This is a genomic window from Sphingobium sp. MI1205, assembly GCF_001563285.1.
In the GTDB taxonomy this organism is placed as follows: Bacteria; Pseudomonadota; Alphaproteobacteria; order Sphingomonadales; family Sphingomonadaceae; genus Sphingobium.
Map to the genome: position 1 here is coordinate 165,843 of NZ_CP005188.1, position 25,847 is coordinate 191,689.

A 25,847-nucleotide genomic window follows, 5' to 3' on the forward strand; every position below is an offset into this window, starting at 1 on the left:
ACCGTTTGATATGCGACCGACTTTAAGGCTTTTCCTCTCAGCGATGGTGGCATTGGCTGCCCTGCCGACCGCTGCACGGGCAAGCGAGGATGAACAGCTTTGGACCGTTGCCAGCGCGACGGTTAAGATCAGCGACAAATGGCGCTTCTCGCAGGAAATGGTTGGCCGCTTCAGCAACGATCGAGACGGCCTGTACGAAATCGAAATGAACGCGCTGATCGGGTACAAGGTCAGCAAGAACGTCACGTTATGGGCAGGTTATACGCATGATCCCAATTATGCGGCGGGTGATTTCACCGTGATGGAGCATCGTGGCCGCCAGCAGGTGACCTTCGACAATATCGTAAAGATTGGACCGGGCCAGCTCAGCGCGCGGCTTAGGCTGGAGGAGCGCTGGCGCGAAGGGGTTGACGGCACCGCTTGGCGCGTGCGGCCCTATGTCAAATATGTCCTGCCCTTCAAGGAAGGCGGCAAGACAGCGCTGGTGCTGAGCCATGAAAGCTTCATCGACCTCAACACCACCAATTTTCAGCGTGTCGAGGGCGAGGAGCGGATGCGCAACATGATCGCGATCACCACGCCCTTGGCGAAGAATGTGAATGCGGAGTTCGGCTATCTGCACCAGCATGGTTTCCGGCCGGACGCTGACGACTCCAATGACAATGTCGCGTCCTTAGCGATCAGCTTCTCCTTCTGAAGGCGCTCTCCAGTCGAAGCTGGTGGGAGGCAAGGTTGAGCGGCTTGCCCCGTCGCCGTCTGGAGGCCTATAGGCGCGTCCATGACCAGCGAACCCTTCCGCTCGCAGTTGGCTGCCCTCGACAAGCGCGGGCGGCTGCGTCGCCTGGTGCCGCGCACCGGACGCGATTTCGCCTCGAACGATTATCTTGGCCTCGCATCCGATCCGCTCATTGGCCAGGCGGTAGCCGACGCGGTTGCGCGCGGTGTGCCGGTGGGTTCTGGAGGGTCGCGCCTGCTGCGCGGCAACGCGCCCGAGCATGAGGGGTTGGAGGCGAAGGCCGCCGCCTTCTTCCGCACCCAAGGCGCGCTTTTCCTCGCCAACGGCTTTGCGGCCAATTGCGCGCTCTTTTCAACGCTGCCCCAGCGCGGCGACCTGATTGTCGCCGATGAGCTTATTCATGCCAGCGTGCATGACGGCATCCGCCTGTCAAAGGCGGCGACCGTCTTTGCCCGTCACAATGATGTGCAGAGTTTCGCCGACCTGATCGGCGCATGGCGTGACGAGGGGGGCAAGGGCCGCGTTTGGATCGCTGTCGAAACGCTCTACTCCATGGATGGCGACACAGCGCCATTGGGTGACCTTGCGAAGCTTGCCGCTACCCATGATGCGATGCTGATTCTCGACGAAGCGCATGGCACCGGCGTCTTCGGGCCGGGGGGGCGGGGCCTGTCGGCGGGCCTGGATGGACTGCACAATGTCGTGACGCTCCACACCTGCGGGAAGGCGATGGGGGTGGAAGGCGCGCTGATCTGTGGGCCGCAGATCATTATCGACTATCTGATCAACCGCGCCCGCGCCTTCATCTTCTCGACCGCACCGTCTCCACTGATGGCCGTTGCCGTCTCCGCTGCGATCGACCGGATAGAACAGGCCGACGACCTGCGCGCCCGGCTCAAGACGCTTTGCGTCGATGCCGGGGAGGTGATCTGTGCGCCGCTGGGCTTGCCGCAACCGCGCAGCCAGATCGTGCCGGTTCTTCTGGGGGATGATCGTCGCGCCATGACCGCCGCCTTAGCCTTGCAGGAGGCCGGTTTCGATGTGCGCGGCATCCGCCCGCCAACCGTGCCACCCGGCACCAGCCGCTTGCGCATCTCATTGACGCTGAATGTCGGCCGCGCCGACATCGCGGCGCTGGGAGAACAGTTGCGGCGGGTTCTGGCATGAGCCGCTTCATTGTTACCGGCACCGATACCGACATCGGCAAGACGGTCTTTGCCGCCGGTCTCGCGGGGGCGCTCGGCGCTCATTATTGGAAGCCGGTTCAGGCCGGTATCGCCCCAGAGGGCGACAAGGAAGCCGTTGCGCGGCTTGCGGGCTTGCCCGCCACGCAAATCCTGCCGGAAGCATATCGGCTCAAGACTCCAGCCTCGCCGCATCTGGCAGCCCGTCTCGACGGGGTAGAGATCAACCTCGACCGGCTTGCCCTGCCACAGGTCGATGGGCCATTGGTGGTGGAGGGGGCGGGCGGCGTCCTGGTCCCAGTCAACGAGACATTGTTGATGGCTGACCTCTTTGCGCATTGGGGCCTGCCGGTCATCCTGTGCGCACGCACCGCGTTGGGCACCATCAACCACAGCCTGCTCAGCATCGAGGCGCTGCGCAGCCGTGGCATCACGCTGGCCGGGATCGCCTTCATCGGCGATCCACATGCGGAGAATGAACGAATCATCCCGGCGCTCGGGCGCATACCCAGCCTTGGCCGCCTGCCGCATCTCGATCCGCTCAATGCGCACAGCCTCCGGGCGGCCTTCGCGGCGAATATCCGCTTGCCCTGAAGCGCTGTTGCGGCTCAACTCCCCGCGATTTGGGTCAAGCAAGGGATGTTTCGATGAAATTCCTCCTCCTCGGCGCCGCAGCCTCGGCGCTGGTTCTGGCCGCTTCCGTTGCGCAGGCCGACCAGACATCCACGGCAAAGCCCACCTATGGCAGCTATGGTTTCGACACGCAGGGTATGGACCCTGCCGTTGCTCCCGGTGACGATTTCTACCTGCACGCCAATGGCCGCTGGGCGAAGGAAACGCCGATCCCGGCGGACAAGTCCAACTATGGCGCCTTCAACGTGCTGGACGACCTGTCGCGTGAACGGACGAAGGGCATTCTGGAAGCCGCACGCTCCGACCCCGCAAGCAAGATCGGCATCGCCTACGCCAGCTATCTCGACGCCGCCTCCGTGGAAAAGAAGGGATTGTCTCCCATGCAGCCATGGATCGCGAAGATTCAAGCCGTCAGGGACAAGGGCGACTATGCCCGGCTTGCCGCCGAGGCTGCCCGGGCGGGGATTGCGGGGCCTTTCGCATTCTATGTGGGTCAGGATGACAAGGATCCCGAACAGTATATCCTGAACCTGCGCCAGGCTGGCCTGGGGCTTCCCGACCGGGACTATTATCTTCAGCCCGACGGGAAGATGGCGACGATCCGGTCGGCCTATGTCGCGCATCTTGAGCAGATGCTGACGCTTGCCGGGCAGACCGATACGCAACGCCGGGCGGCGGCGCTGATGGCCTTTGAAACGGAAGTGGCGAAGATTCACTGGACACGCGTCGACAGCCGGGACGCTGACAAGACCTATAACAGGATGTCCCTCGCCGACTTGCAAAAGGTTGCGCCGGGCTTTGATTTCACCAGCTATTTCGCGGCTAACGGTCTTAGGCCCGCAGCCTTGATCGTTGCGCAGCCAAGCGCGATCACGGGCGAAGCGGCGCTTATCGCCCGGACGCCGGTCGAACAGTTGAAGGACGCGCTGCTTCTCCGCAGCCTGCACGCCTATGCGACCTATCTGCCTGACCGGGTAGCGGACGCCGACTTCGCTTTCTACGGTACTACCCTTTCCGGCACGCCGCAGCGGGAAGAACGGTGGGAGCGCGCTGTCGATTTCGTGAAGGGATCGATGGGCGAGGAAGTCGGCAAGCTCTATGTCGCCAAATATTTTCCGCCGGACACCAAGGCCGCGATGGACCAGCTGGTCAAGAATGTCATTGCCGCCATGGGTCGTCGCATTGATGGTCTGACCTGGATGAGCGACGCCGCCAAGGTGCGGGCGCACAAAAAGCTCGCCGCGTTCACGCCCAAGATCGGCTACCCGGAAAAGTGGCGCGATTATAGCGGCCTGACGGTCAGTCCAGCGGACCTGTTCGGCAATGCTCTGCGGTCGAACCAATATGAATTCGACTATCAGATGGGGAAGCTCGGCAAGCCCATCTACCGCTGGGAATGGCAGATGACGCCGATGGAGATCAACGCCTATGCGGACTTTTCCATGGTGGAGATCGTGTTCCCTGCGGCGATCCTGCAGCCGCCTTTCTTTGATCCCCATGCCGATCCGGCGGTCAACTATGGCGGTATCGGCGCGGTTATCGGCCATGAACTGAGCCACCATTTCGACGATCAGGGCGCCAAATATGACGAGACCGGGAAGCTCAACCAATGGTGGAGCGATGCCGACGTCGTCGCCTTCAAGGGGCTGACGGACAAGCTGATAAAGCAGTATGACGCTTATGAAGCCTTCCCCGGCGCGCATGTGAAGGGAGCCTTCACGCTGGGCGAGAATATCGGGGATCTCGCCGGTGTTGCGGTTGCGCTTGACGCCTATCATGCTTCGCTCGGCGGCAAGCCGGCACCCGTGATTGATGGCACCACCGGCGACCAGCGTTTCTTCCTTGGCTGGGCACAGGTGTGGCGCCGCAATTATCGCGAGCCGAATCTGCGCCAGCGGCTGGTGACCGACCCGCATTCGCCGTCGCAATATCGGGCGGACACGGTTCGCAATTTCGATCAATGGTATGCGGCCTTCAAACCCAGGCCGGGCAGCAAACTCTACCTTGCACCGCAGAATCGGATAAAAATCTGGTAGTTATTCCGCAGTGGTAACGATTCGACATTACGGTGGGTTGTGGGGAGGAAGCGGTGAGTAGTTGCGCCAACTTGCTGTCATCCCTGAAATGTCACGCTTCGCCGGATCACTCTTTAAGATGATGCGTCTCTTCCACATTTTTTACTCATTAATCATGAGGAGAAGCATGTTGACGGGTTTTCGTTCATCCACCTTTCTGAAAGCCGGCTTCGCGTCGGCCGCTCTGTTTGCCGCAGCGCCGCTCCTGGCGCAGGATACAGCCGCTCCGGCATCCCCGGCAACGCCTGCCGCGCCAGCGACCCCTTCGGCGGGGGCTTCGCAATATAGCGAGGCCGACATCAAGCAGTTCGCTGCCGCAGCCGTGGAAGTGACCAAGATTCAGTCGGACGCCTCGATCGCGGCCGCAGAAAAGCAGCCGAAAATGCTTGCTGCCCTGCAGGCGTCGGGCATTGCGCCTGAAAAATTCAACGAGATTGGCCAGGCTGCTGCGGCGGATCCGGCGCTTCAGCAGCGCATCCAGGCTGCCGCCCCGGCTACGCCAGCGGCCCCTGCAGCGCCCGCGACGCCGGCAACGCCTGCTGCACCTGCCAACTAACGGCAAAGATAGGGCAGGGGAGGAGCTTGGCCTGACGCGCTTGCTCTTCTAAGCGTCATTCCATGACCTCCCCTGTCTGGCACCCATTCACGCAACACGGCCTTGGTGAAGCGATCCCGCAAGTGGCGCGGGCCGATGGTGCGATCCTGCACCTCGCTGGCGGCGGCTCGCTGATTGATGGCATTTCCAGCTGGTGGGTGACGACGCATGGTCATTGCCATCCGCGTATCGCTGCGGCCATCGCAGCGCAGGCTGGGCTGCTCGACCAGCTTATTTTCGCGGGATACACGCATGAGCCTGCCGAACAGGTGGCGCGCGGTCTGATCGATATCGCGCCAAATGGGGCTGGCCACGATCCGCTTGCCCATGTTTTCTTCTCGGACAGCGGTTCCACGGCTGTCGAAGTCGCACTCAAAATGGCGCTCGGCTACTGGCACAATCGGGCGAAGGACGGTTTTTCGCCGCCGCGTCATCGCCTCCTGGTGCTGGAACATGGCTATCACGGCGATACGATCGGGGCGATGTCGATCGGCGAGCGGGGCGTCTATAATGCCGCATGGACCCCTCTCCTGTTCGACGTGGGCACCATCCCCTTTCCCGCTTCTGGCGCCGAACAACAGACGCTGGACGCGCTGGAAGCCGCCTGTGCGCAGCATCCCGCTGCATTCATTGTCGAACCGCTGATTTTAGGGGCGGGCGGCATGCTCCTCTATCCGCCTGCAATCCTCCGCGAAATGGCTGCGATCTGCGCGCGGCACGACGTCCTCTTCATCGCGGACGAGGTTATGACGGGTTGGGGCCGCACGGGCACCCTCTTTGCTTGCGAACAGGCGGGCGTGGTCCCGGATATCATGGCCGTGGCAAAGGGTATTACCGGTGGCGCGCTCCCGCTTGCGGCGACATTGGCGACATCACGGATCTTCGACGCGCATAGCTCGACCGACCGTTCCCGTCTTTTCTACCATTCGAGCAGCTACACGGCGAATGCGATCGCCTGCGCCGCCGCCGCCGCGAATCTCGCTATCTGGCGAGAAGAAGATGTGTTGGGCCGCATCGCAGCTCTGTCGCAGGGAATTGAGCAGCGACTCGGCCGCCTTGCGCAGCATCCCGCCTTTGCCAATCCGCGCCAGCTCGGCACGATCGCTGCCATCGATCTGGTCGCGAAGGACGCAGGCTATCTTTCCGATCTCGCGCCGCGCCTGCGCGCGTTCTTTCTTGAAAATGGCCTATTGCTCCGGCCCTTGGGAAACACCATTTACCTGATGCCGCCCTATTGCGTTGATGCAGATCAGCTTGATCACATCTTCGCGCTCCTCTCGAAAGCCGGTGATATTTTCGGCATTGCGGCCTGACTTCCATTTTCCACAGTTTGGCGCTATGGCGGCGCGATTTTTTGGCTTCCCAGGATATTATGGCAAAAGAAGAACTGCTTGAAATGCGCGGACAGGTTGTGGAGCTTCTCCCCAACGCCATGTTTCGCGTCCGGCTTGAAAATGATCACGAGATCCTCGGCCACACTGCCGGCAAGATGCGCAAGAATCGCATCCGCGTGCTGGTGGGTGACGAAGTTCTGGTCGAACTTACTCCTTACGACCTGACCAAGGGTCGGATCACTTACCGCTTCAAATAAGCCGCAATTTTTCCATGCGGCTTATTCTTGCTTCGGCTTCTCCCAGACGGTGTGAACTTCTGGGTCAGATCGGCGTGTCTCCTGATGCGGTGGACCCCGCCGATATAGATGAAACACCATATAAGGCCGAACCGCCTGCCGTTTACGCCGCCCGTGTCGCTGCCGACAAGGCGGCGCTGGTGGCGCAGCGACATCCAGGCGCGCTCGTGCTTTCGGGCGACACCGTTGTGGCTGCGGGCCGCCGCATCCTTCCCAAGGCGGAGAGCGAGGCCGAAGCGGGCAAGTGCCTTGAACTTCTTTCCGGCCGCCGCCACCGGGTGCTGAGCGCGATTACCCTGATCGACGCAGAGGGCAGGGCGCGGCACCGCCTCTCCACCAACATCGTCACCTTCAAGCGCCTCGACCGCACCGAGATCGACGCCTATCTTGCCAGCGGAGAATGGCACGGCAAGGCTGGCGGTTATGCGATCCAGGGGCGGGCTGCTGGCCTCATTCGGGCCATCCAGGGCAGCCACAGCGCAATCATGGGCCTGCCCCTTTATGAAACCCGCGCGCTGCTCAGGGCAGCGGGCTACCCATTGGACTGAACCATGGCCGAATGGCTTTACGAAGAAGGCATCGGCGAAGCCCGCGCCGCAAAAATTGAAAAGGGCCGTCTGGTCGAAGCGCAGATCGAACGCGAAAGCGACGCTGCTCGCGCCGGCTCGGTGATGCAGGGCAAGCTCGTCCGCACCATTATCCCTAAAAAGCGCGGGGTCGCTCGCCTGATATCGGGCGAAGAGGTGCTGGTCGAACCCATTCCTCCAAAGATCGCGGAGGGCGCGACCGTCCTCCTGGACATTCTGCGCGAAGCCATTCCAGAGGAAGGGCGCGCCAAGCTTGCCAAAGCCCGCATTGCGCAGCCCGGCTCAAAGGCGCATCCCGCCCCCAGCCTGCTCCAGCGCCTGCGGGCAACGGACCTGCCGGTCACACCATGTCCCGCACATGAAGAAGACCGGTTCGAAGCCCATGGGTGGAGCGAACTCATGGAAGAGGCGATCTCCGGCGAGATCGGCACGGAGGAAGCGGCGTTGCGCATCTTTCCTACCCCGGCGATGATTCTGATCGATGTCGATGGCTCCCTTCCCCCCGCCAAACTCGGTCCCAAAGGCGCCAAGCTTGCGGCTCAGGCGATCCGCCGCATGGGGCTGACCGGGTCCATCGGCATCGACCTGCCGACGATGAACAACAAGGATGAGCGCGCCGTCGCTGCAGCGCAGATCGACAAATATCTGCCGTTGCCTTTCGAGCGTACGGCGGTCAACGGCTTTGGCTTTGTCCAGATCATTCGACGGCGAGAGCGGATGAGTCTTATAGAGCTGCTTCGCGCCGACCCGGTCGAGACGGCAACGCTTGCACTGCTGCGCCGCGCCGAGCGCCACGGCAGCGGTGGCCCCGCGACGATCACCGCCGCGCCTGCAATCATAGACCGGCTGCACAAGAGCCCCGATTGGGTTGAACAGCTTGCCCGTCGCCGAGGTGGCGCGATCAGCTTGAAGGCGGACGCCAGCCTCGCCATATCCGGTGGCCATGTCGCCTAAAACATCCCCCTGTCCGATTTGCGGCCAGCCATCTCAGGCCGAAGCACGCCCTTTCTGCAGCAAGGCTTGCCGCGATCGAGACCTGCTGCAATGGCTTGGTGACGGATATCGCGTTCCCGGCATACCGGCCGCCGACGAGATGAAAAAAAGCGACAATTATGGGGTGGACAGCCCCCCGGATTGATGCCTATAGGCACGCCTCTCGAAGCCGCCGGTGGTTCTCCCCGGCGCCAGTGCCCGGGTAGCTCAGTTGGTAGAGCATGCGACTGAAAATCGCAGTGTCGGCGGTTCGACTCCGTCCCCGGGCACCATTTGCCTCTCCAATATAGTCCAGCCCCATCTGTCGCGGATTTCTGCGATAAATCAGGCATCCCCTGTCGGATGCTGTACAGTGTTATCCACATACTGACAGGAAAAATGGGGGTCAGATGGGGAGCTGAAATCGCTTGGCCCCCTGGTGCGTGGAAAGTGGCCCCTATGGCGCCGACGGACACTGCGATCAGAAAACGCGAAGGCGTGGAAGAAGCCTTACAAGCTCGGAGACTCGGGCGGGCTGTTCCTGTTGGTGCAACCTACCGGCGGAAAGCTGTGGCGGCTCAAATACAGGATCGACGGCAAAGAGAAGAAGCTGGGCCTTGGGACATATCCCGACGTGAGCCTTGCGGACGCTCGCAAGCGCCGGGATGCGGCAAAGACAGAATTGTCCGCCGGCAAAGATCCGGGCGTTGAGAAGGTTCGCCGGAAAGCTCCACGCCAGATTTCGGCTGGCAACGCCTTCGCCACCGTCACGGCCGGGTTCATCAATAAGCGCACGAAAGAAGGCTGGTCGCTCTCCACTCAGGAGAAGGCTGACTATCTCCTTCAGCATTTGACCCCGACGTGGGCAAGATGCCGGTGGCTGAAATGGTTCCCGCTGACCTGCTGCCTATCCTCAGACGGGCCGAACCGAAGAGGAAGCTCGAAACGGCACGGCGGCTGCTTCAATTTTCCAGTCAGGTTTTCCGCTATGCCGTCGCCACCAACCCTCATATCCTTAGTCAAGGTGACGAGGTTGGGGGTCATCCCTTTGCCTGCAGCAGGTCCAACGCATCGACGCTATATTCCTGGAAGATATGCCGACCGCGTCGGACGATCTTTTCGGTAAGGATCGACGGGCGCATCAACAGGACGCTGACTGCATAGGCCGAAACGGAAGCGGCGACGCAGAACGGCAGCGCGTCGAAGCGGCAGCGAACAGCGCGCCGGTCTGGGCCCGCGCATCGCGCCGCTCATGATGCCTGCCATGCCGATCATCGCCCGGCGATCCGGGGATTTCGCGACAAGGTGTTTCCGGTGCCGCTGTTCAGTACGCTGTTCTGGCTATGCTGTGACGGGACGGGCGTGCTGCGTTATGACATGTATTTCAACGTATATCGGCACTGGTATCTGGAATTGTTATGGGCCGCCCTGACCCTCACCGTCTCGTTTGAATTGCTGTTCATCTACATGACGGTCAGGTTCGGCAGGAAGAATTGCTGCCGGGATCGAGCCGGGCGGAATATCTGATCGCGCAGGCGATGTATTTCGGGCCGGAATTTTCGCACGCCTGGCATGCTGGCCTTTTTGGCGATCTATGTACGCGGCAAGGAACGTGCGGCGGTTCCGGCGGCAAGCGAGGCGCGAGCGGCCGCGACGTAGGAGAGGGTCGGGTTCGGAAGCAGTCGAGGCGCCAGGCGCGACACTGATTTCAGGTCAGCGTCGCCAGCAGCCCTACATCGAAAGGCTGAAGGTCATCAAAGCGCCCGGCCTGTACTTTCAATGGCCAGTCCGGGTCGGCGATAAGCGCGCGTCCCACTGCTACCAGGTCGAAGTCGCCCTGCTCATGCATTTTGAACAATTGGTCGAGCTTGGCGACATGAGCGATAATTGTCGGATCAGGACTGGTTTCGAGCAGTTCTCGATCGAGCCCGACCGATCCGACAGTGATCGATGGCTTGCCGGTGATCTTTTTCGCCCAGCCGGCGAGGCTGAGATCGCTGCCAGCGAATTCGGGCTCCCAGAAGCGGCGCTGCGAGGCATGGAAGATGTCGATGCCGGCGTCGGCGAGCGGCAGCAGGAACTGCTCCAGTTCTTGCGGCGTGGTCGCCAGCTTCGCGCCATAATCCTGCAGCTTCCATTGCGAGAAGCGCAGGATGATCGCGAAGTCGGGCCCCACGGCGGCACGGCATGCGCGCGCCATTTCCACCGCGAACCGGGTGCGGCCGGCAATGTCGCCGCCCCAGCGATCGGTGCGCTTGTTCGTTTCGGCCCATAAGAACTGGTCGACCATATAGCCGTGGGCGCCGTGGATTTCGACGCCATCGAAGCCCAGTGCCTTGGCTGTCGCGGCGGCGGTCGCATAGGCTTCGATGAGATCTTCCACGTCTTTGTCGCTCATCCCCTCGGCGATCTTGTCGCCCACCGCGACATAGCCCGACGGGCTGACCCGGGTCGAGAAATCCTCCTGTATGTCTTCATAGACGCCAGGGGCCTTGGGGCGGTGCGTAAGGCCGACATGCCACAGTTGCGGCACGATCTGCGCGCCGGCGTCATGCACCTCTCGCACTACGGTCGCCCAGCCGGCCAAGGCGTCCTCCCCATAGAAGCGAGGGGCGTTCTCCTCATTGGATGCGCCGGAATGCGGAATCCAGCTGCCTTCGGTGATTATGAGGCCGACCCCTCCCTCGGCGCGCCGCTTGTAATAAGCCGCCACGTCGGCGGTCGGGACGCCCGACGGCGAGAAGGTACGTGTCATCGGTGCCATGACCAGACGATTGCGCAGCGAAAGCGACTGGCTTTGGAACGGCGTAAAGAGACTTTTATTTTCCATCGCACTGGCTTCCCGCTGATCATGGAACTCTGGGGGCAATGCTGTCGTCCGGCCTTCCTCTTCAGTCAAGCCTGTATCCGGCATAAGGCGGCAGAACGGCGCGCAGCGGCCGCATCCGGATGCCTTCCAACCGGAAATCCAAAAAACTGTACCCAAAGTGCGAAGGCCATCATTTCCCCGGCAGCGTTCGATGTTGCTGCTACTGTCGCCCCACAGATAAAAACTCATGAGGGGAATCCAATGAAGAAAGCGGCTGCAAAATTGCTCGCCATTTCGTCCGCTTCGGTCGCCGCGCTGGCTGTTCATGCGCCGGTGATGGCGCAGAGCAGCAGTGCGCAGATGGTGTCACCTGGCGACATCATTGTCACCGCACGCAAGCGCGAAGAAACCGCCCTGGAAGTCCCGGTGGCAATTACCGCGATTGGGCAAGAGCAACTTCAGAATTTCGGCATCACTACCGTCGACGCCGTTGCGCGCGCGGTGCCATCGCTGATCATCGGCGAAGGCGGCGGGACCGTGCAGGGTGGTATCATCTCCATTCGCGGCCTTGCCGGTGCCGACAACAATCCTCTTAACGATCAGGCGGTTTCCTTCAACATCGATGGAATCAGCATTGGTCGCGCAACCGTCCGCCGCATGTCGGAACTGGACCTTGCCCATATCGAAGTCCTGAAGGGCCCTCAGGCCCTGTTCTTCGGCAAGAACAGCCCTGCCGGTATCATTTCAATCCGCACCGCCGATCCCACCGACAAGTTCGAAGCCGGTATCAAGGCGGGCTACGAGTTCAATGCTCGCGAAATTCGGACCGAAGCCTATGTGTCCGGGCCGATCAACGACATGATCGGCTATCGCATCGCCGGCTTCTATTCCGATATGAGCGGCTGGGCCAAGAATGAGGTGCCCCGCGACTTCGCCAACACTTCGACCGCCCAAATCTTCCCTCTGGATAGCCACCGCGCGCCGGACAAGAAGGATTTTGCAATCCGGGGCACGCTGACATTCGATAATGCCGACAACTTCGACGCGCGATTGAAGCTGACCTACGGTAAGGTGATCGACCAAACGAGTTCGGCCGGCAACACCCAATTCGTCGCTTGCCCCTTGGGCGCTCCGCAGTTCTCGATCGGCATGCCGGCCAACCTGCCAGTCGATAATTGCGTTGCCGACAACAAGAACCTGGTCGGCGGTTTCAACGGCGCCAATGTGGAAAATCTGTTCCCCGAAATGGATTGGAATGGCGGCCAGCCCCGGCTGGAGCAATATCAGTTCCTCGGCGGCCTGGAGATGAATTATCAGGTGGACGAGGATGTGAAGCTCACGTCCGTCACCGGCTTTTACAAGCAGAAGCTCGATAATATCGCGAACTTCACCCAATATTATTATGAAGATGGGGCGGTCTATTTCTTGAATGGCGCAGGCAATCCCGCGCCCGCTGGGCAGGGCGCCCAGGTGCGGCGCTGGCATCTGCCGAGCTATAATGAATTGGCGCTGCGCGAATTTTCGCAGGAACTGCGGCTCGCCAGCGATTTTACCGGGCCGATCAACTTCATGATGGGCGGGCTGTTCACGGACAGTAAGGCGACCGCCGGGTCGACCACGCCTGCCCGAACGACCAATCCGGTCGCTTTGAACAAGTATAAATATGTTCAGGAAGGCCAATCCTATTCGATTTTCGGGCAGATCATCGCCAAGCCGATCGAAATCATCGAGCTGAGTGCTGGTGCGCGCGCGTCCTGGGAAAAGAAGCGGCTGCCGACTTTGCTCAATTATGACCCCACTGCGCCAGGCAATCTGTCGCCGATCACGGCCGCTGGGTTGCGGCGCAAGGTCGACTTTTTCGATGTGTCGCCGGAATTCACCGCCGCCCTTCATCCCAGTCGCGACCTGAATATCTATGCTTCCTACAAGGAAGGCTTCCTTTCTGGGGGCTTCAGCGCGCTTACGCCTACGGCCGGTGTGATCGGAGGAACGCAACAGGTCACCTATGACCAGCAGGTCACCAAGGGCATAGAGGCGGGGATCAAGGCGGCGCTTTTCGATCGCACCTTGCAGGTCAACCTGGCCGCCTATAATTACAAGACGACGGGCCTGCAGGTGGGCGTCACGGTTTCAGGCGTGCAGCAGGAGTTGCGCAATGCGGGCAGCGTGCGGACCAAGGGTATAGAGGCTGATTTCACCTACCGGACGCCACTGGACGGTCTGTCGCTGAACGGTGCGATGAACTACAACAAGGCCTATTATATCGATTATCAGGCCAGCTGCTATCGCGGTCAGCCTTCGGAAGAATGTTTCGTCCAGTTCAACAACTTCACCGGAACCTCTGCCCTGTTGCAGAATCTGAGTGGCCAGGAACTGGTGCGCGCGCCGCGCTGGACGGCGAACGCCGGCTTCAACTTCGATCGGCCGATCAATGAAGGGATGAAGATCGGGCTATCGGGCAATATGAGCTATTCGGACTCGTATTTCACCGACACGACCAACACGCCGGGAGGACGCCAGCCGAGCTACACGCTGTTTGACGCATCGCTGCGCCTGAGCCAGGCACAGGATCGTTGGGAAATCGCCCTGATCGGCAGGAACCTGACGGACAAATATTATTTCGTCCGCAGCAGCGACACTCCCTTCACCGGCAGTGATCCGGGCCGCTATGCCCGGAATGATCCGCTTCGCCTTCTGGGTGATACGGCTGCCTATGTCGGTCGCGGCCGCGAAATATGGGTGCGGCTGAGCTACCGGTTCGGCAGATAGAACTCCCCGGGACGGCTCGCCGCCCCGTTCGAACTGGAGCGTCCCCGCCTAAGCGGGGGCGCTTTTTTCATTTTGCCATCCGCGCATAAAAATTGCCGCCACACTAAGGCGCGGCGGCAATGGTGGAATCGGCAGAGAGTTCGTCAGTACGACTTGGGCAGGCCCACCACCTTTTCGGCGATGCAATTTATGATCTTTGCTGGGCTGACGGGGGTGATGACGGGCAAAATGGAATCGCGGAAGAGGCATTCGACCTGATATTCGGCCGCATATCCCATGCCGCCATGCGTCATCACCGCACGGGTGCAGGCATTAAAGCAGGCGCGGCCCCTTTTTCGGGATCTTCGTGACCCCTATCTGGCTCTTGTCCAGGTCGATGTTGAAGAGGGTGAGGCCGTCCGTAGGCTTCTTGCATTCCGCCTTGGGAGTCGTGCGGGTGAGCAGCAGTCCGGTGACGCGATAGCCGCCGTTCACCTTTTTCGCGAATGTGCTGATGCTGGTGGTATCCAGGCCCGCATCCGGTTCTGTGACGCCAAGGCCAGCGCCGCCCAGATCTTCCGGCATGGTGATCCCCAGCCAGCCGGCATCCGCCATGGCCTTGTGAAATTCATAGGGGAAGCGGCGCTTTTCGCTGGCGTTGCTCCAATATTCGTCGTCGAACCCGTCGACGATTTTCTTCGCCTGTCCCGGACAGTCTGGTGATCGGGCGAAAGGCCGATTTCCATCATCTGTCCTTTTGGCGGCTGTTGAAGGTTCAGGCCTGAAGACCAGCCTCGTGATACCGGCCGTCTCCAGGGGCAATCAGTCATTGCCACGCGTAAGAACTGATTGCCTGGCCGGGGTGCGCCAAGCTTCGGATTGAGAAAACAGCCGATCGTCCGACAGAATACACAAAAACTCTAGGTGAGATGGAAGGGCTTTCAAGCTGTGCCGCAGTCGAGACAAGATGCGCGCGAGGAATCCGCATGACAGCGGAATGGAGCGTCCCGCTACCGCCCGGAACGCTGGCTTCGCAGCATGTTCGGGCAACGGACGTCGAAGGATAAGGAGAGGGCCATGAGGCCGCGCAGTGTCTGCCTGCCGCGACGTACGGAGGGCCGGTCGTGACCAGTTCATCTTCGCTGGTCGCGCCTGGAGGGAGCTTTTCGCATCCCGCCTGGCGCATGCTCCTTATCGCCTTCCTGGCGCAGAACTGCGCCATCGGCATGAATTTCGGTATCTATGGCACAATTGTCGGGGCGCTCGAGACGGGCTATCACACGAACCGCACGCTGGCCGCTTCGGGCCTTGCGTTCATGACGTTGCTGATGGGCTTGCTGTCGCCGCTGATGGGCGGGCTGATGCGGCGCTTTTCCATCCGTACGCTGATGCTGGTGGGCACGCTCGTCAACGCGGCGGGTTACGGGCTGCTTACCGTGGCCCCGAACATCGAAGCCGTGCTGGCCATCTATACCTTCGTGATCGGACCGGGCGTATGTCTGCTGGGCCCGATTTCGGCATCCACGCTCGCGAACAACTGGTTCCTGACTGGGCGCGGGCGGGTGCTAGGCTTCGTCAACATGCCGCTGTTCGTGGCGATCTTTCCGGTGCTGACGGCGATCGTCCTGCCCCGTTTCGGGCTGGCCGGCGTATTCGCAATGGCTGCGCTCGTGTCGCTCGCGTTCGTGCCGCTGGCCATGACCGTGATCTCCGCGCCGGCGGACCGGGGGCTGCGGAGCTTTGGCGATGATGGCAGCGTGCCCGCTGCAACGGACGCCGCCGATTTGTCCGGGCAGGGCAAGGGACGTATCCTGACCACCCGCGAAATCCACCGCAGCCGATCGTTCCAGATGATCTGGCTGTGCATCGGATTGCTGACGGCGGGTGGTGTAATGATGACCACCCACATCGTGTCCATGGCCGTGGAAAAGGGCCTGGCCCTGCAGCCCGCTTCGCTGCTCCTGTCCGTCTTTGGTATTTCGGCTACGGCGGGCGCGCTGCTGTTCGGCTGGTTGGCCGATCGCATCGGCGGCCAGCGCGCTGTCGTTGTGCAGGCTTTGGGCTGGACGGTGCCCTGGACCGCGATGCTGCTCCTGGGGCCCGCGCTGCTCCCGCTCATCGCGGTGGCGGGCCTGACGGGGCTGATCTCCGGTGGAATCGTGGGGTTGTGCGCGGTGATGATCAACGCATGGCTTGGCCCGCAAAATTTCCCCGCCGCGATGGGGAATGTCTATTTTTACAAGGTGCCCTTTCTGTTCGGAGCGGCGCCGCTGGCGGGGCATCTGTTCGACCGAACGGGAAGTTACGATGTTCCCATTCTTATACATATCGCGACCTTCCTGTTGGTCGCGATGATATTCGCCTTATTCCGCCCGAAGATAATCGGACAGGCGGCATAATCTCAAGGACGAGAAGAAAAGTTGTCCTGATGTCATATCTATCATCACGGTGATAGTTCTGGATCCAAATCAGGAAAATTATTGAGGATAATTCCATGGCTACAGAATTCGACCAAAGTCACCTCGTTGAAAAAGCGGTGGCCCGCGTGCAGCAAATGTCGATCAGCGACCCGGAAATGGCGGCACGGATTCCCGATCCTAAGGTGACGGAAGCAATCAAGGATCCAGCCCTTTCCTATCGGCAGATCATAGCGACGGTGCTCGAGGGCTATGCGGACCGCCCTGCCTTCGGCTCTCGCCACTACACGCTTGAGCAGGATGCGGCTGGCCGGACGGTGCGGCGGTATGACATGCGCTTCGACACGATCAGCTACGGCGAATTGCGCAGGCAGGTCGAAGGGATCGCGAACCTGTGGAAACACCATCCCGACCATCGCGCCGCACCCGGAGACAAGATCTCGTTCATCGCCTTCACCGGTGCTGAAATGGCGGCGGTCGACCTGGCCTGCAACTATGCCCAAACCGTTTCGGTGCCGCTGCAGGCCAACCTGCCTGCTCCCGACATGCGCCAAATCCTGACGGACGTGGCGCCGACCGTGCTTGCCGCCTCGATCGACAATCTGGAACTGGCGGTCGGCTACGCCATCGACCAGGACACGATCCGCAGCCTGATCGTGCTCGACGCCGACGAGCGAGTGGACGATGACCGTGATGCGATCGCCGCAGCCCGCGCGACGTTGGCCAAGGCGGGGGGCCGCGTGGCCCTCATCACCTTCGACGCCGCGGTCGACTATGGCAGCATCCATGAATTCCAGCCGCTTGCCGAAACAACCCCCGATCATGTGTCGATGATCATGTATACCTCGGGCAGCACGGGCAAGCCCAAGGGCGCGATCATCCATGACGCCATCAGTTCCCAGTTCTGGAACGAAACCATCCCCGCTTACCGGCCGACCGTGCAAGTCGCCTATGCACCCATGAATCATTTCATGGGACGCACAATGGTACATTCGACCCTGGCGCAGGGAGGGACGGCCAACTTCACCTTGCGCAGCGACATGTCGACATTGTTCGATGACTTCCGGATCACACGGCCGACGATGATCCTGTTCATCCCGCGCGTTTGCGAACTCATCTATCAGCATTATCAGTCCGAAGTGCAGCGTCGCGTCACCCTGGGTGAAAAGGAGGCCATGGCCGACGCGGCCGTGCGCCAGGAAATGAGGGCCAGCTATCTGGGCGATCGCCTCTGCGGCGGCGGCGTCGGCTCTTCGCCAACCGCGCCGGAAGTGCGCCGCTTCATCGCCGAATGCTGGGAAATGCCGCTGGTCGAAGGCTATGGTCAGACGGAGGCCGGCGCCGCGGCGATGACTTCGGAAAACCGACTGACGTCCAACATGATCACCGAGTTCAAGTTGGTTGACGTGCCTGAACTGGGCTATTTCACGACCGACAAGCCCTATCCGCGCGGCGAGCTCTACGTGAAGACCAGCAAGATGTTCCAGGGCTATTTCAAACGCCCCGAAGCGACCGCCGCTGTTTTTTCGGAGGATAACTTCCTCAAGACCGGCGACATAATGGAACAGCGCGGGCCTGATCATCTGGTGTGGGTCGACCGGCGTGGCAACGTCATCAAGCTGAGCCAGGCCGAATTTGTTGCGGTTGGGCCGCTGGAAACGACCTATCTGGGCAACAGCTCCCTCATCGAGCAAATTTTCGTCTACGGCAGCTCATACCGCTCCTATCTTCTTGCAGTGGTCGTGCCCGATCTCAGTGTCGCGCGCGCAATGTTGGGGCATGATCCGAACGAGGCGGAACTGCGCGAGCTGATCCTGTCTGAATTCAAGACAGTTGCACGAAAGGCCGAACTCAAGAATTTCGAGATTCCCCGCGACGTTCTCATCGAACATGAGCGGTTCACCTATGAAAATGGATTGTTGTCGAGCGCGCGCAAGCCGCTTCGTCCCAATATCAAGCGCAAATATGTCGATCAGCTGGAATCCATGTATGAGGAAATGGACAAGCAGCAGCAGGTCGAACTCGCCCGCCTGCGCGCCAGCGCCGACGGTACGACGGCGGAGCGTGTCGCCGGCGCCTTCAAGGCCAATCTGGGCCTGCCCCAGGTAGACGCCGATAATCCGCGCAGCTACGGCGATCTTGGCGGTGACTCGCTGGGTGCGGTGGGCCTTTCGCTGCTTTTCGAAGAAATGTTCGGCGTTACTGTTCCCGTCAGTGCAATCCTTCACCCGGCCGCGACGGTGCAATGGCTCGCCGAGCATGTCGACCGTGCCCAATCGGGTGAGACGGTGCGCATGTCGGACGTGCATCCCGACCCCGACCTGCTCCGGCCCAGCGACCTTAAGCTCTACAAGATGATCGACGAGGCCCTGCTGACCGATGCGTCGCACGCCGCACCGCCAGCCGCAGAGGCAAAAAATGTCCTCGTCACGGGCGCCAACGGCTTTCTTGGCCGCTTCCTGTGCCTTGAATGGCTGGAACATGTCGCGCCGCGCGGCGGCACCGTCTATTGCCTGGCACGGGGAAAGACCGAGGCGGAAGCCAGAGCGCGGCTCGAAGCGGCGTTCGACAGAGGCGATGCCGCGCTACTGGCCCGGTTCCGGCAGCTTGCGGATCGGCACCTGCGCGTGCTGTGCGGCGATCTTGCCGAAAAGCGGTTTGGCCTGGACAGCGAGACCTATGACATGCTGACGCGCGAGCTGGATCAGATCGTCCACTCCGCGGCCTTGGTGAACCATCGCCTGTCTTACGCCAATCTTTTCGCGCCCAACGTTCTGGGTACGGCCGAACTGATCGCGCTGGCGCTGACGTCCAAGCTCAAGCGGTTCGATTATATTTCGACCGTTGGTGTTCCGGCGCTTCTGCCTTCGCTCACCGGCGCGCCCGAGGCGACCGATGTGCGCGACGTGCCCGATCCGGTTCGGCTGAGCGATGGATATGCGAACGGATATGCCGCAAGCAAGTGGGCAGGCGAAGTGCTGCTGCGCGAAGCCAATGAGCTGTTCGGGTTGCCGGTCAATATATTCCGCCCGAACATGATCCTGCCGCATCGTAACTATTCCGGTCAATATAATGAGACGGACATGATCACCCGGCTGCTCTTCAGCCTGGTCAAGACGGGTCTGGCGCCCAAATCCTTCTATGCGCTGGACGCCAACGGCAATCGGCCTCGCGCCCATTATGATGGTCTGCCGGTCGACTTCCTGGCGGCGATGATCCGGGAGGTTGGCGCGGAGCCCTATACCGGCTTCCAGAGCTTCAACATGGTCAACGACCATGATGATGGCTATTCGCTCGACTCCTTTGCGGACTGGATTGAAAGCGCCGGCTATCGCGTCGATCATATCGCCGATCATAGCGCCTGGGCAGAACGGTTCGAGGGCAAGCTCCGCAATTTGTCGGAAGAGGATCGGCAGAATAGCTCGATCAACATTCTGGCGCATTTCGCCCAGCCCCACGAAGCAAGGGAAAGCCCGCTGGACAGCAGCGACTTTGCAAAGCGCGTCAAGTCGCTGAAGGTCGGCCCGGTCATGCCCCACCTTGATGAGGCCTATATCCACAAATATCTGGCTGACATGCAGAAACGCGGCCTGATCGCCGAGCCCGAGGCAGTGGCGGCCTAAAGACCGAAGAAGAAAGGGGCGATGGCACAGACCATCGCCCCTTCGCCTTGCCGCCGGGAAACACGCTGTCGCGTCGGCCGCGGGTTTCTTGGTCGTACCGTGACTTCTTGCGCAGAAGCGGCTCCCGCTTCTGCGCGCAATGCTCAGATTAGTTCAGCGATTGCTCGTCATGATTACGCCTTTGAATGAAGGCGCGGGGGGAAACGCCCCAGTGGCGCTTGAACGCGCGCGCGAAGGAGCTTTCAATTTCATAGCCCACCCTCTTGCCGACTTCCTGCATGGATAGCGACTGGTCGAGCAGCAGCTTTGCAGCGCGTTTCATCCTTTCTCGGGTGAGGAAACCGATCGGTGCCTCGCCCACCAGTTCCTGAAACGCCGCGGCGAAGGCTGAACGGGACAGGCCGACATAGCGCGCCATTCGTTCCACGCTCCAGTCATGTTCTGGTCGCGCGCAGACTTCACGCATGATGGCGGTCATGCGGCGACGGTTGGGACTGCGAACGTCGCGATATTCCCGGCCGCCCCAGATCTTGGTCGTGTAGCAGCGCAGCGCCTGGCATAATTCCATGTTCGCGAAGGAATAGGCCAGCGCATAACCCCCAATACCGCGCAGTTCCGCGTGTAGCAGTTCGGGATCGAAGGGGAAGGCGCGCAATTCGATGTCGCCGTCGTCGCCGATCTTGCTCGTTCCGGAGCGTAGCGCGACCAGCTTGGGCATCGCGCGATTGGAATAGGCAGTCCGCCCCACATAGGACAGTTCCAGGAAGCACTGCATGACCACCGCCTGGGCGGGGCCTTCGCCGAAGCGGACAGTTTCGAGCGATTCAGGTGGGCGAAGAGGTATGGGGGGCGTCGCCAGCCTAGCAGACGCTTTGCCATTACCCAGCCTGTGCTCATCGCCGTAGAAGATGAGGCCCACGTCCCCCGCCTCCAGCCGGGCCAACCGCCGGCCCGACTGTATCACCACCTCTCCTTCCAGCACGGCGTAAATGACGGGCTTTGCACTGGCCGAAATGGAGATCACGTCGTCGGGCGTGAACTGCACGATCCGGCCATAGCCATTTTCGGCCCTCAGATCCTGCATGATCAGTTCGGAAAAGGATCCGTCGGCGGGGCCGGGAACGGGTGGGGAGGTTGAGGGGAGCGCAGCGGGAATATGCTCTGCAAATCCGCTTGGCATAGTTTGACTGCTGTGCGTCATTTCCTTGATCATCAGCCCCGCTCCCCTGCTTTATATGGAGTTCACACCTGTTGTCAGTAGCCTGTCAGGCCTTCGTGCTGATGGGCGGACGAATGAAAACCTCGTGAAGATTGATGTCGATCGGCTGTTCCAGGATGTAGCGCACGACATTGGCCACATGCTGCGGATCGCCGACGATCTTGCTCATGTCCGTGCTTTGCGGGTCGATGCCCAGCCGTTCCAGATTGCCTGCCAGGTTGGACATGGTTTCGGGGTTAAAGTCACGCGCCAGATTGGTCGCGAAACCGCCCAGAACGACGGTGGAGACGCGGATATCGTCACGTTCGACTTCCTTGCGCAGCGTCGCCCCGATCATCTCCGCGGCCTTTTTGGAAATGCCGTAGACGCCCGGTTCCTCAAAACTGCCCTGGACCGAACCGATATTGATGACATGGCCCGGCTTGCCATGGGCCCGCATCGCGCGGACGGCTGCCTGACTGCCTTCCAATTGGGCCATGACGTTGATGTCGAGCATCGCTTGCCAGCGCTCGATAGTGCCTTCCATCAGCGGTTCGGGATACATCACGCCCGCATTGTTGATGACCGCGAAGAAATGCGGATGCTCCTTGCCGATCCTGTCGATCAGATCGCCGAGCGGTCCGCGTTCTTGAAGGTTCATCGCCACGGCGGTCGGCTTGGGCCCGCCGGCCTGCGTGATCAACTCTGCCGTGCGCGCCAACTCTTCCTCGGACCGGCCGACCAGGCAGACATCGGCGCCGTGTGCCCCCAGGTCGACGGCGATGGCGCGGCCGATGCCGCTCGAAGCCCCCGTCACGACCACAGCGCGGCCTTCAAGACTCTTGCCCATATGCTTTCCTCTCCACTCTTGCGTCGGTGGCCTGCGCCGACTGTCCGGCTGTGCTCATCTACTTATCACATCTAAGCTAGAGCCGAAACTCCTGTAAAGGCCACCGTTCGTCTGCAATGCTCATGAGATGGCGGCGCGCCTTATCCCCGGCGAGCATGTCCTCTACCACTTTGTTGACGCATTGCATCGGTCGGCGGAGGTGACTTCAGCTTTTCGAGCAGCTGGCCATGATTAGCGGCAAAGAGACAGAAGGTCGTCGCCTTCGGATCAGCGATGTCGCGTGCGAAGTCCGCGAGCAATTTGCCGCTCTCATCGTCACGCAATTGAGCCCGGTGAAGCGGGCCTGATGATAGCGCGCCTGACCGTTCTGGGTGGTGATCGCTGAGCTTGTGCCCGTGACAAGTTTCGCTCGCGCCTCCAGGCTCGGCCCGTCGATCGCGGGAGCGATCTGGGCTTCGACCGCAGCCTGGCTGCCGTCCGTCCGCCAGGCGACCGCCATCTCGCGGACCGGATCGGCTCCTGGCGTCAACACGATGCGGTCGGGCAAATTGCGCGCCGCATAGGGCTGGCCAGGCGAATGCGGCACGGGTTGCGCCGCAAGAGGGGCGGCGCAGGAGGGGCGGCGCAGGCAGCGCCACCCATGAGGATGGCGCTGACTGTCGTACGAAGCGATGCGAAACCTGTCATCGCAACTTCCTTAAAAGTTTGCCCGAACGCCGAATTTGGCGGTGTAGCCGTACTTTTCATATTGGAGCAGTTGGCGTCCATTTCCGGTGCCGCGCTGGAAGGCGACATATTTCGCATTGTTGATGTTCACGAACTCGCCGAAGATCGTGACATTGGGCAGGACGCGGAACTTGGCGCTCGCGTCGAGCTGGAAGTGATTGCGGACATAGCGGTCTTCCTCCGCGCTGCCTGCCAACTCGTCGAGATATTCATCGCGATAGGTGCCAGCGAACCGGATGCTGAGCGGCCCCTTCTCATAGCCGAGCACAACGTTGAACGTGTGCCGTGCCGCGTTGAGCAACGGGATGTCGCGGAAGCCGTCCTCGGTGGGCACCTGGCCGTCGGCATCGGTGAAGGTATAGTTGAGGTTGGCCAGCAGGCCGTCGAACGGCGCGGGGAGCATCCGGAAGCTTTGTGCGTAGGCCAGTTCGAGACCCTTGATTTCAGCGTCACCGGAGTTGAAGCGGATCGTCGCTTCGTCATAGGTGAAGCCGTTCAGCGCATAATCCTCGATTTCCTGTTCGACGATGTAGTCCTTCAGCTTCTTGTAGAAGAAACCGCCCTGAAGGACGCTCGACGGTGCGAAATACCATTCGGCGCCAGCGTCGATATTCCATGCGCGATAAGGCTTGAGGTTGGGATTGCCGACATCCACTGAAGAATCGTCGCCGTCGCGCTCGGCCTGAACGCGCGGGGCGAGCTGGCCAATACCCGGGCGGACAAGGCTCTTGAACGCGCCGAGACGCAAGATGAGCTTGTCGGTCGCCTCATAGCGGACGAGCGCGCTCGGTAGCCAGTCGGTGTAGCTGCGCTTGATCCGGCTGGGCGTGACGCTGACGATATCTTCGTCAAGCTCTTCGCCATCGACTTCAGTGCCTTCGGTCAGCAGCGTGACGAAATTGCCCTGCAGGTCATTCCTGGTCCGCTCGACGCGGACGCCGCCGATAACCCGCAGCGGTCCGGCGTCGTAGCGGCCCATAAGATAGCCCGAATAGACATCCTCGCCTACGCGATAATCCGCGATGCTGGACTCGATCGCCGTGTCGATGGCATTCAGCTCGAAGTCATTGAAATTGTCGCTGAAGAAGCCGCGCACGCCGCGTTTCTTCACAACTGGTCCCAATTCGGCGAGGCGATAGGTCTGTGTGCCAAGCGCGTCATTCAGTGTGAAATCGCCGCCAAAGCCGTCGAAAACGTCCAGCGTCAGATCGTAATTCTTTTGCCGCAGCCGCGCCTTGCCCCCGCCCTGAACGGTGAATGTCCCCTGATCCAGCGGAATGGCGTAGGCGATGTCGCCGCGGAAATTCCACTCGCGATCGGTCGAACGGCTTAACGTTGTGCGCTCAAGCTTGTCGAATTCATATTGCGACGGATCGTTGAAGTCCGCGGCGCTCGGCCCGGAAATGGCGTAGAGCGGAATCTTGTAATCGGAATAGTCGAAATCGACGGTCAGGTCGTCGCCCTCGACCGCTTCAAAATCGCGACGGAACACGACGGGATCGATCGATCCGTTCTCAATCTCTTCGGCGCGCGACCAGGCGGCGGAATATTTGAAGGTCCAGGGCCCGCTCTCGGTCACACCGCCGATCTGGTACGACTGGATCTTTTGCACTTCGAACCGGTCCTTGAGGTCGCGTTCGACGCGGATGCGCGATTCATCTTCGTCGTCGCCCGGCACGCCGCTGTTGAGGCTGAATGACGTACCACTGGCCGAGGTAAGATTGGCATCGCCGAGGTCGAAGACCAGGCGGCGACGGTCTTCCTGATCAGAGAAACGGTTGTAGATGCCCTTGGCATAGAGCTTGGTCGATGGCGCCGGCCGCCAGTCGAGCGACAAAGAGCCGCCGGTGCGCAGGCGGCGCACGTCATAGTCGCGATATTCGATGCTCTCAGCATAGCCCTCGTCGGTATAGTCTTCGGCTTCGATATTGTCGGTTTCGAACCGACGCTTGTAGTAGGAGGCGCCCCCGGCAATGCCGAAATTGTCGGTGAGACGCGTTGAGAAGTCGAAGCTGCCCTTGGGGGTGACCGCGTCGGCATAGTGGTTGTACGAGCCTTCGATCGACGCGGCGAGAAGATCCTTGCGCCGATCGAAAGCGCTGGTCGTGTTGATCTCGACCGAGGCACCGATCGTGTCGCCGTCCATGTCGGGTGTCAGCGATTTCTTGATTTCGATCGATTCGATCAGTTCAGAAGCGACTACGTCAAGCGCCACCGAGCGTGTGTCCGCCTCGGGAGCCGGCACGCGCACACCATTGAGCGAAGCAGCGTTGAGCGAGGGATCGAGACCGCGCACGGCGATGAAGCGGCCTTCGCCCTGGTCGTTGAGGACGTTGACGCCCGGTGCGCGGCGCACCGCCTCGGCGACATTCTGGTCGGGAAATTGGCCGACCGCGTCGCGGGTGAGCACATTTTCCACGCCGTCGGCAGCCCGCTGGCGCGACAGCGAACTGGCCAGACTGGCCTGTTGACCGATCACCAGGATGGTGCTGCCGTCGCTGCCGAGCAGGATGATTTTGTTGATGTCTCCCGTTTCGGACACCGTGATCGTCTCGCGATAGTCCGCCACCCCGCTATAATGCGCGCGCAATGTGTAGGTGCCTGCTGGGACGTCGGTGAAGCGATAGCTGCCGTCGCCCTGGGCTTCGACCGTGCGGCCAAGCTCGACAATGGTGATCTCGGCGCCTTCAAGCGCCCGCGTGCCGGTGCCGTCGGTCACCACGCCGCTGACCGTGCCCGCGAAAGCGGGGCTCGAAAGCACTGTCGCCGCCAGAAGAGCGGAACAGACCGAAAGATTATGACGAATACCCCGTCTCAAACGCATGATTAGCCCCCTGATGAAATTCTCGCCTTGAATGCGAGTTGGCAGGGGCACTGGCAGTAATGCTTTGCATTTTGAGGATGTTTCCATTGCAACGGCGCGACGTTAATATGACTGTCCAGTTGCAGTGTTCGGAACTCTGTATCTCATGCGACCAGCTTGATTGACATTTCCGCCCGTAATTGAGGACGACGGTCAGCTATTCCTTTGCGTTGCCAAGCGTGATCGCCAGGCGCCCGTGAA

Annotated in this window: 21 protein-coding genes, 1 tRNA gene and 3 pseudogenes; 17 read left to right on the forward strand and 8 right to left on the reverse strand. The window is 61.0% G+C overall.

All coding sequences use genetic code 11. The annotated features are described in order from the left end of the window. Window positions 1-43: 43 nt before the first annotated feature. From K663_RS00860 to K663_RS25180, 13 genes and pseudogenes are all read left to right on the forward strand, one after another. Window positions 44-697, forward strand: coding sequence for a DUF2490 domain-containing protein (locus K663_RS00860; RefSeq protein WP_443018983.1), 654 nt, complete (start codon window positions 44-46; stop codon window positions 695-697). 81 nt (window positions 698-778) lie between these two features. Then, a complete protein-coding gene (locus K663_RS00865) occupies window positions 779-1,903 on the forward strand; it encodes an 8-amino-7-oxononanoate synthase (protein WP_062112950.1) in 1,125 nt (374 codons plus the stop codon). Further along, window positions 1,900-2,514: a dethiobiotin synthase gene (bioD, locus tag K663_RS00870; RefSeq protein WP_062112952.1), complete on the forward strand. Its 615-nt coding sequence runs from the start codon at window positions 1,900-1,902 to the stop codon at window positions 2,512-2,514. Before K663_RS00865 ends, bioD begins: the two co-directional genes overlap by 4 nt. Before the next feature lie 53 nt (window positions 2,515-2,567). Then, window positions 2,568-4,589, forward strand: a complete 2,022-nt coding sequence (locus K663_RS00875; RefSeq protein ID WP_062112954.1) for a M13 family metallopeptidase — start codon at window positions 2,568-2,570, stop codon at window positions 4,587-4,589. Window positions 4,590-4,755: 166 nt separating this feature from the next. Next, on the forward strand, window positions 4,756-5,184 hold the full coding sequence (locus tag K663_RS00880; RefSeq protein ID WP_145902187.1) for a DUF4168 domain-containing protein: 429 nt from the start codon (window positions 4,756-4,758) through the stop codon (window positions 5,182-5,184). 62 nt (window positions 5,185-5,246) lie between these two features. Beyond that, window positions 5,247-6,536 carry an adenosylmethionine--8-amino-7-oxononanoate transaminase gene (locus K663_RS00885; protein ID WP_062112955.1) on the forward strand — a complete coding sequence of 430 codons (1,290 nt, stop codon included), beginning with the start codon at window positions 5,247-5,249 and terminating at the stop codon, window positions 6,534-6,536. A gap of 59 nt (window positions 6,537-6,595) precedes the next feature. After that, entirely contained in the window at window positions 6,596-6,814 is a 219-nt protein-coding gene (gene infA / locus K663_RS00890) for a translation initiation factor IF-1 (protein WP_003049127.1), read from the forward strand. 14 nt (window positions 6,815-6,828) lie between these two features. After that, window positions 6,829-7,401: a Maf family protein gene (locus K663_RS00895; protein ID WP_062112957.1), complete on the forward strand. Its 573-nt coding sequence runs from the start codon at window positions 6,829-6,831 to the stop codon at window positions 7,399-7,401. A 3-nt stretch (window positions 7,402-7,404) separates the two neighbouring features. Continuing rightward, on the forward strand, window positions 7,405-8,394 hold the full coding sequence (locus tag K663_RS00900; RefSeq protein WP_062112959.1) for a hypothetical protein: 990 nt from the start codon (window positions 7,405-7,407) through the stop codon (window positions 8,392-8,394). After that, window positions 8,384-8,578, forward strand: coding sequence for a DNA gyrase inhibitor YacG (yacG, locus tag K663_RS23060; protein WP_083535785.1), 195 nt, complete (start codon window positions 8,384-8,386; stop codon window positions 8,576-8,578). The genes K663_RS00900 and yacG overlap by 11 nt, the downstream gene beginning before the upstream one ends. A gap of 51 nt (window positions 8,579-8,629) precedes the next feature. Beyond that, window positions 8,630-8,705, forward strand: a tRNA-Phe gene (locus K663_RS00905). Between the two features lie 254 nt (window positions 8,706-8,959). Beyond that, a pseudogene (locus tag K663_RS24740) lies at window positions 8,960-9,070 on the forward strand (Arm DNA-binding domain-containing protein); the annotation flags it as partial. Window positions 9,071-9,297: 227 nt separating this feature from the next. After that, window positions 9,298-9,357 (forward strand): annotated as a pseudogene (locus K663_RS25180) (hypothetical protein); the annotation flags it as partial. A 104-nt stretch (window positions 9,358-9,461) separates the two neighbouring features. Here K663_RS25180 and K663_RS24745 read toward each other — a convergent pair. Then, a pseudogene (locus tag K663_RS24745) lies at window positions 9,462-9,690 on the reverse strand (chloride channel protein); the annotation flags it as partial. Window positions 9,691-9,726: 36 nt separating this feature from the next. On the opposite strand from K663_RS24745, the gene K663_RS24225 reads away from it, so the two are divergent. Beyond that, the gene (locus K663_RS24225; protein WP_158511135.1) at window positions 9,727-9,939 is read left to right on the forward strand and encodes a hypothetical protein; all 213 of its coding nucleotides are present in this window, start codon (window positions 9,727-9,729) and stop codon (window positions 9,937-9,939) included. A gap of 181 nt (window positions 9,940-10,120) precedes the next feature. Here the strand turns inward: K663_RS24225 and K663_RS00925 are convergent, their stop codons facing one another. After that, complete coding sequence (locus K663_RS00925; protein ID WP_062120107.1) at window positions 10,121-11,242, reverse strand: NADH:flavin oxidoreductase; 1,122 nt, start codon at window positions 11,240-11,242, stop codon at window positions 10,121-10,123. 240 nt (window positions 11,243-11,482) lie between these two features. Here K663_RS00925 and K663_RS00930 point away from each other — a divergent pair, with 240 nt between their 5' ends. Then, a complete protein-coding gene (locus tag K663_RS00930; RefSeq protein ID WP_062112970.1) occupies window positions 11,483-13,990 on the forward strand; it encodes a TonB-dependent receptor in 2,508 nt (835 codons plus the stop codon). A 143-nt stretch (window positions 13,991-14,133) separates the two neighbouring features. On the opposite strand, the gene K663_RS24750 is transcribed toward K663_RS00930, so the two are convergent. Beyond that, window positions 14,134-14,286, reverse strand: coding sequence for a hypothetical protein (locus K663_RS24750; RefSeq protein ID WP_235589475.1), 153 nt, complete (start codon window positions 14,284-14,286; stop codon window positions 14,134-14,136). A gap of 16 nt (window positions 14,287-14,302) precedes the next feature. Continuing rightward, the gene (locus K663_RS23075) at window positions 14,303-14,791 is read right to left on the reverse strand and encodes an acyl-CoA dehydrogenase family protein (protein ID WP_062112972.1); all 489 of its coding nucleotides are present in this window, start codon (window positions 14,789-14,791) and stop codon (window positions 14,303-14,305) included. Between the two features lie 302 nt (window positions 14,792-15,093). Between K663_RS23075 and K663_RS00940 the strand changes: the two genes are divergently transcribed. Together K663_RS00940 and car are read left to right on the forward strand one after the other, a co-directional pair. Further along, complete coding sequence (locus K663_RS00940; protein WP_145902188.1) at window positions 15,094-16,368, forward strand: MFS transporter; 1,275 nt, start codon at window positions 15,094-15,096, stop codon at window positions 16,366-16,368. A 95-nt stretch (window positions 16,369-16,463) separates the two neighbouring features. Next, complete coding sequence (gene car, locus K663_RS00945) at window positions 16,464-20,009, forward strand: carboxylic acid reductase (RefSeq protein ID WP_062112979.1); 3,546 nt, start codon at window positions 16,464-16,466, stop codon at window positions 20,007-20,009. Window positions 20,010-20,157: 148 nt separating this feature from the next. Here the strand turns inward: car and K663_RS00950 are convergent, their stop codons facing one another. The 4 genes from K663_RS00950 to K663_RS00965 form a co-directional block, all read right to left on the reverse strand. Next, window positions 20,158-21,189 carry a helix-turn-helix transcriptional regulator gene (locus K663_RS00950; protein ID WP_158511136.1) on the reverse strand — a complete coding sequence of 344 codons (1,032 nt, stop codon included), beginning with the start codon at window positions 21,187-21,189 and terminating at the stop codon, window positions 20,158-20,160. Window positions 21,190-21,274: 85 nt separating this feature from the next. Continuing rightward, the gene (locus K663_RS00955; RefSeq protein WP_062112985.1) at window positions 21,275-22,057 is read right to left on the reverse strand and encodes an SDR family oxidoreductase; all 783 of its coding nucleotides are present in this window, start codon (window positions 22,055-22,057) and stop codon (window positions 21,275-21,277) included. A gap of 205 nt (window positions 22,058-22,262) precedes the next feature. Further along, on the reverse strand, window positions 22,263-22,643 hold the full coding sequence (locus K663_RS00960) for a fibronectin type III domain-containing protein (RefSeq protein WP_062112988.1): 381 nt from the start codon (window positions 22,641-22,643) through the stop codon (window positions 22,263-22,265). A gap of 111 nt (window positions 22,644-22,754) precedes the next feature. Further along, the gene (locus K663_RS00965) at window positions 22,755-25,607 is read right to left on the reverse strand and encodes a TonB-dependent receptor (RefSeq protein ID WP_062112992.1); all 2,853 of its coding nucleotides are present in this window, start codon (window positions 25,605-25,607) and stop codon (window positions 22,755-22,757) included. Window positions 25,608-25,847 lie beyond the last annotated feature (240 nt).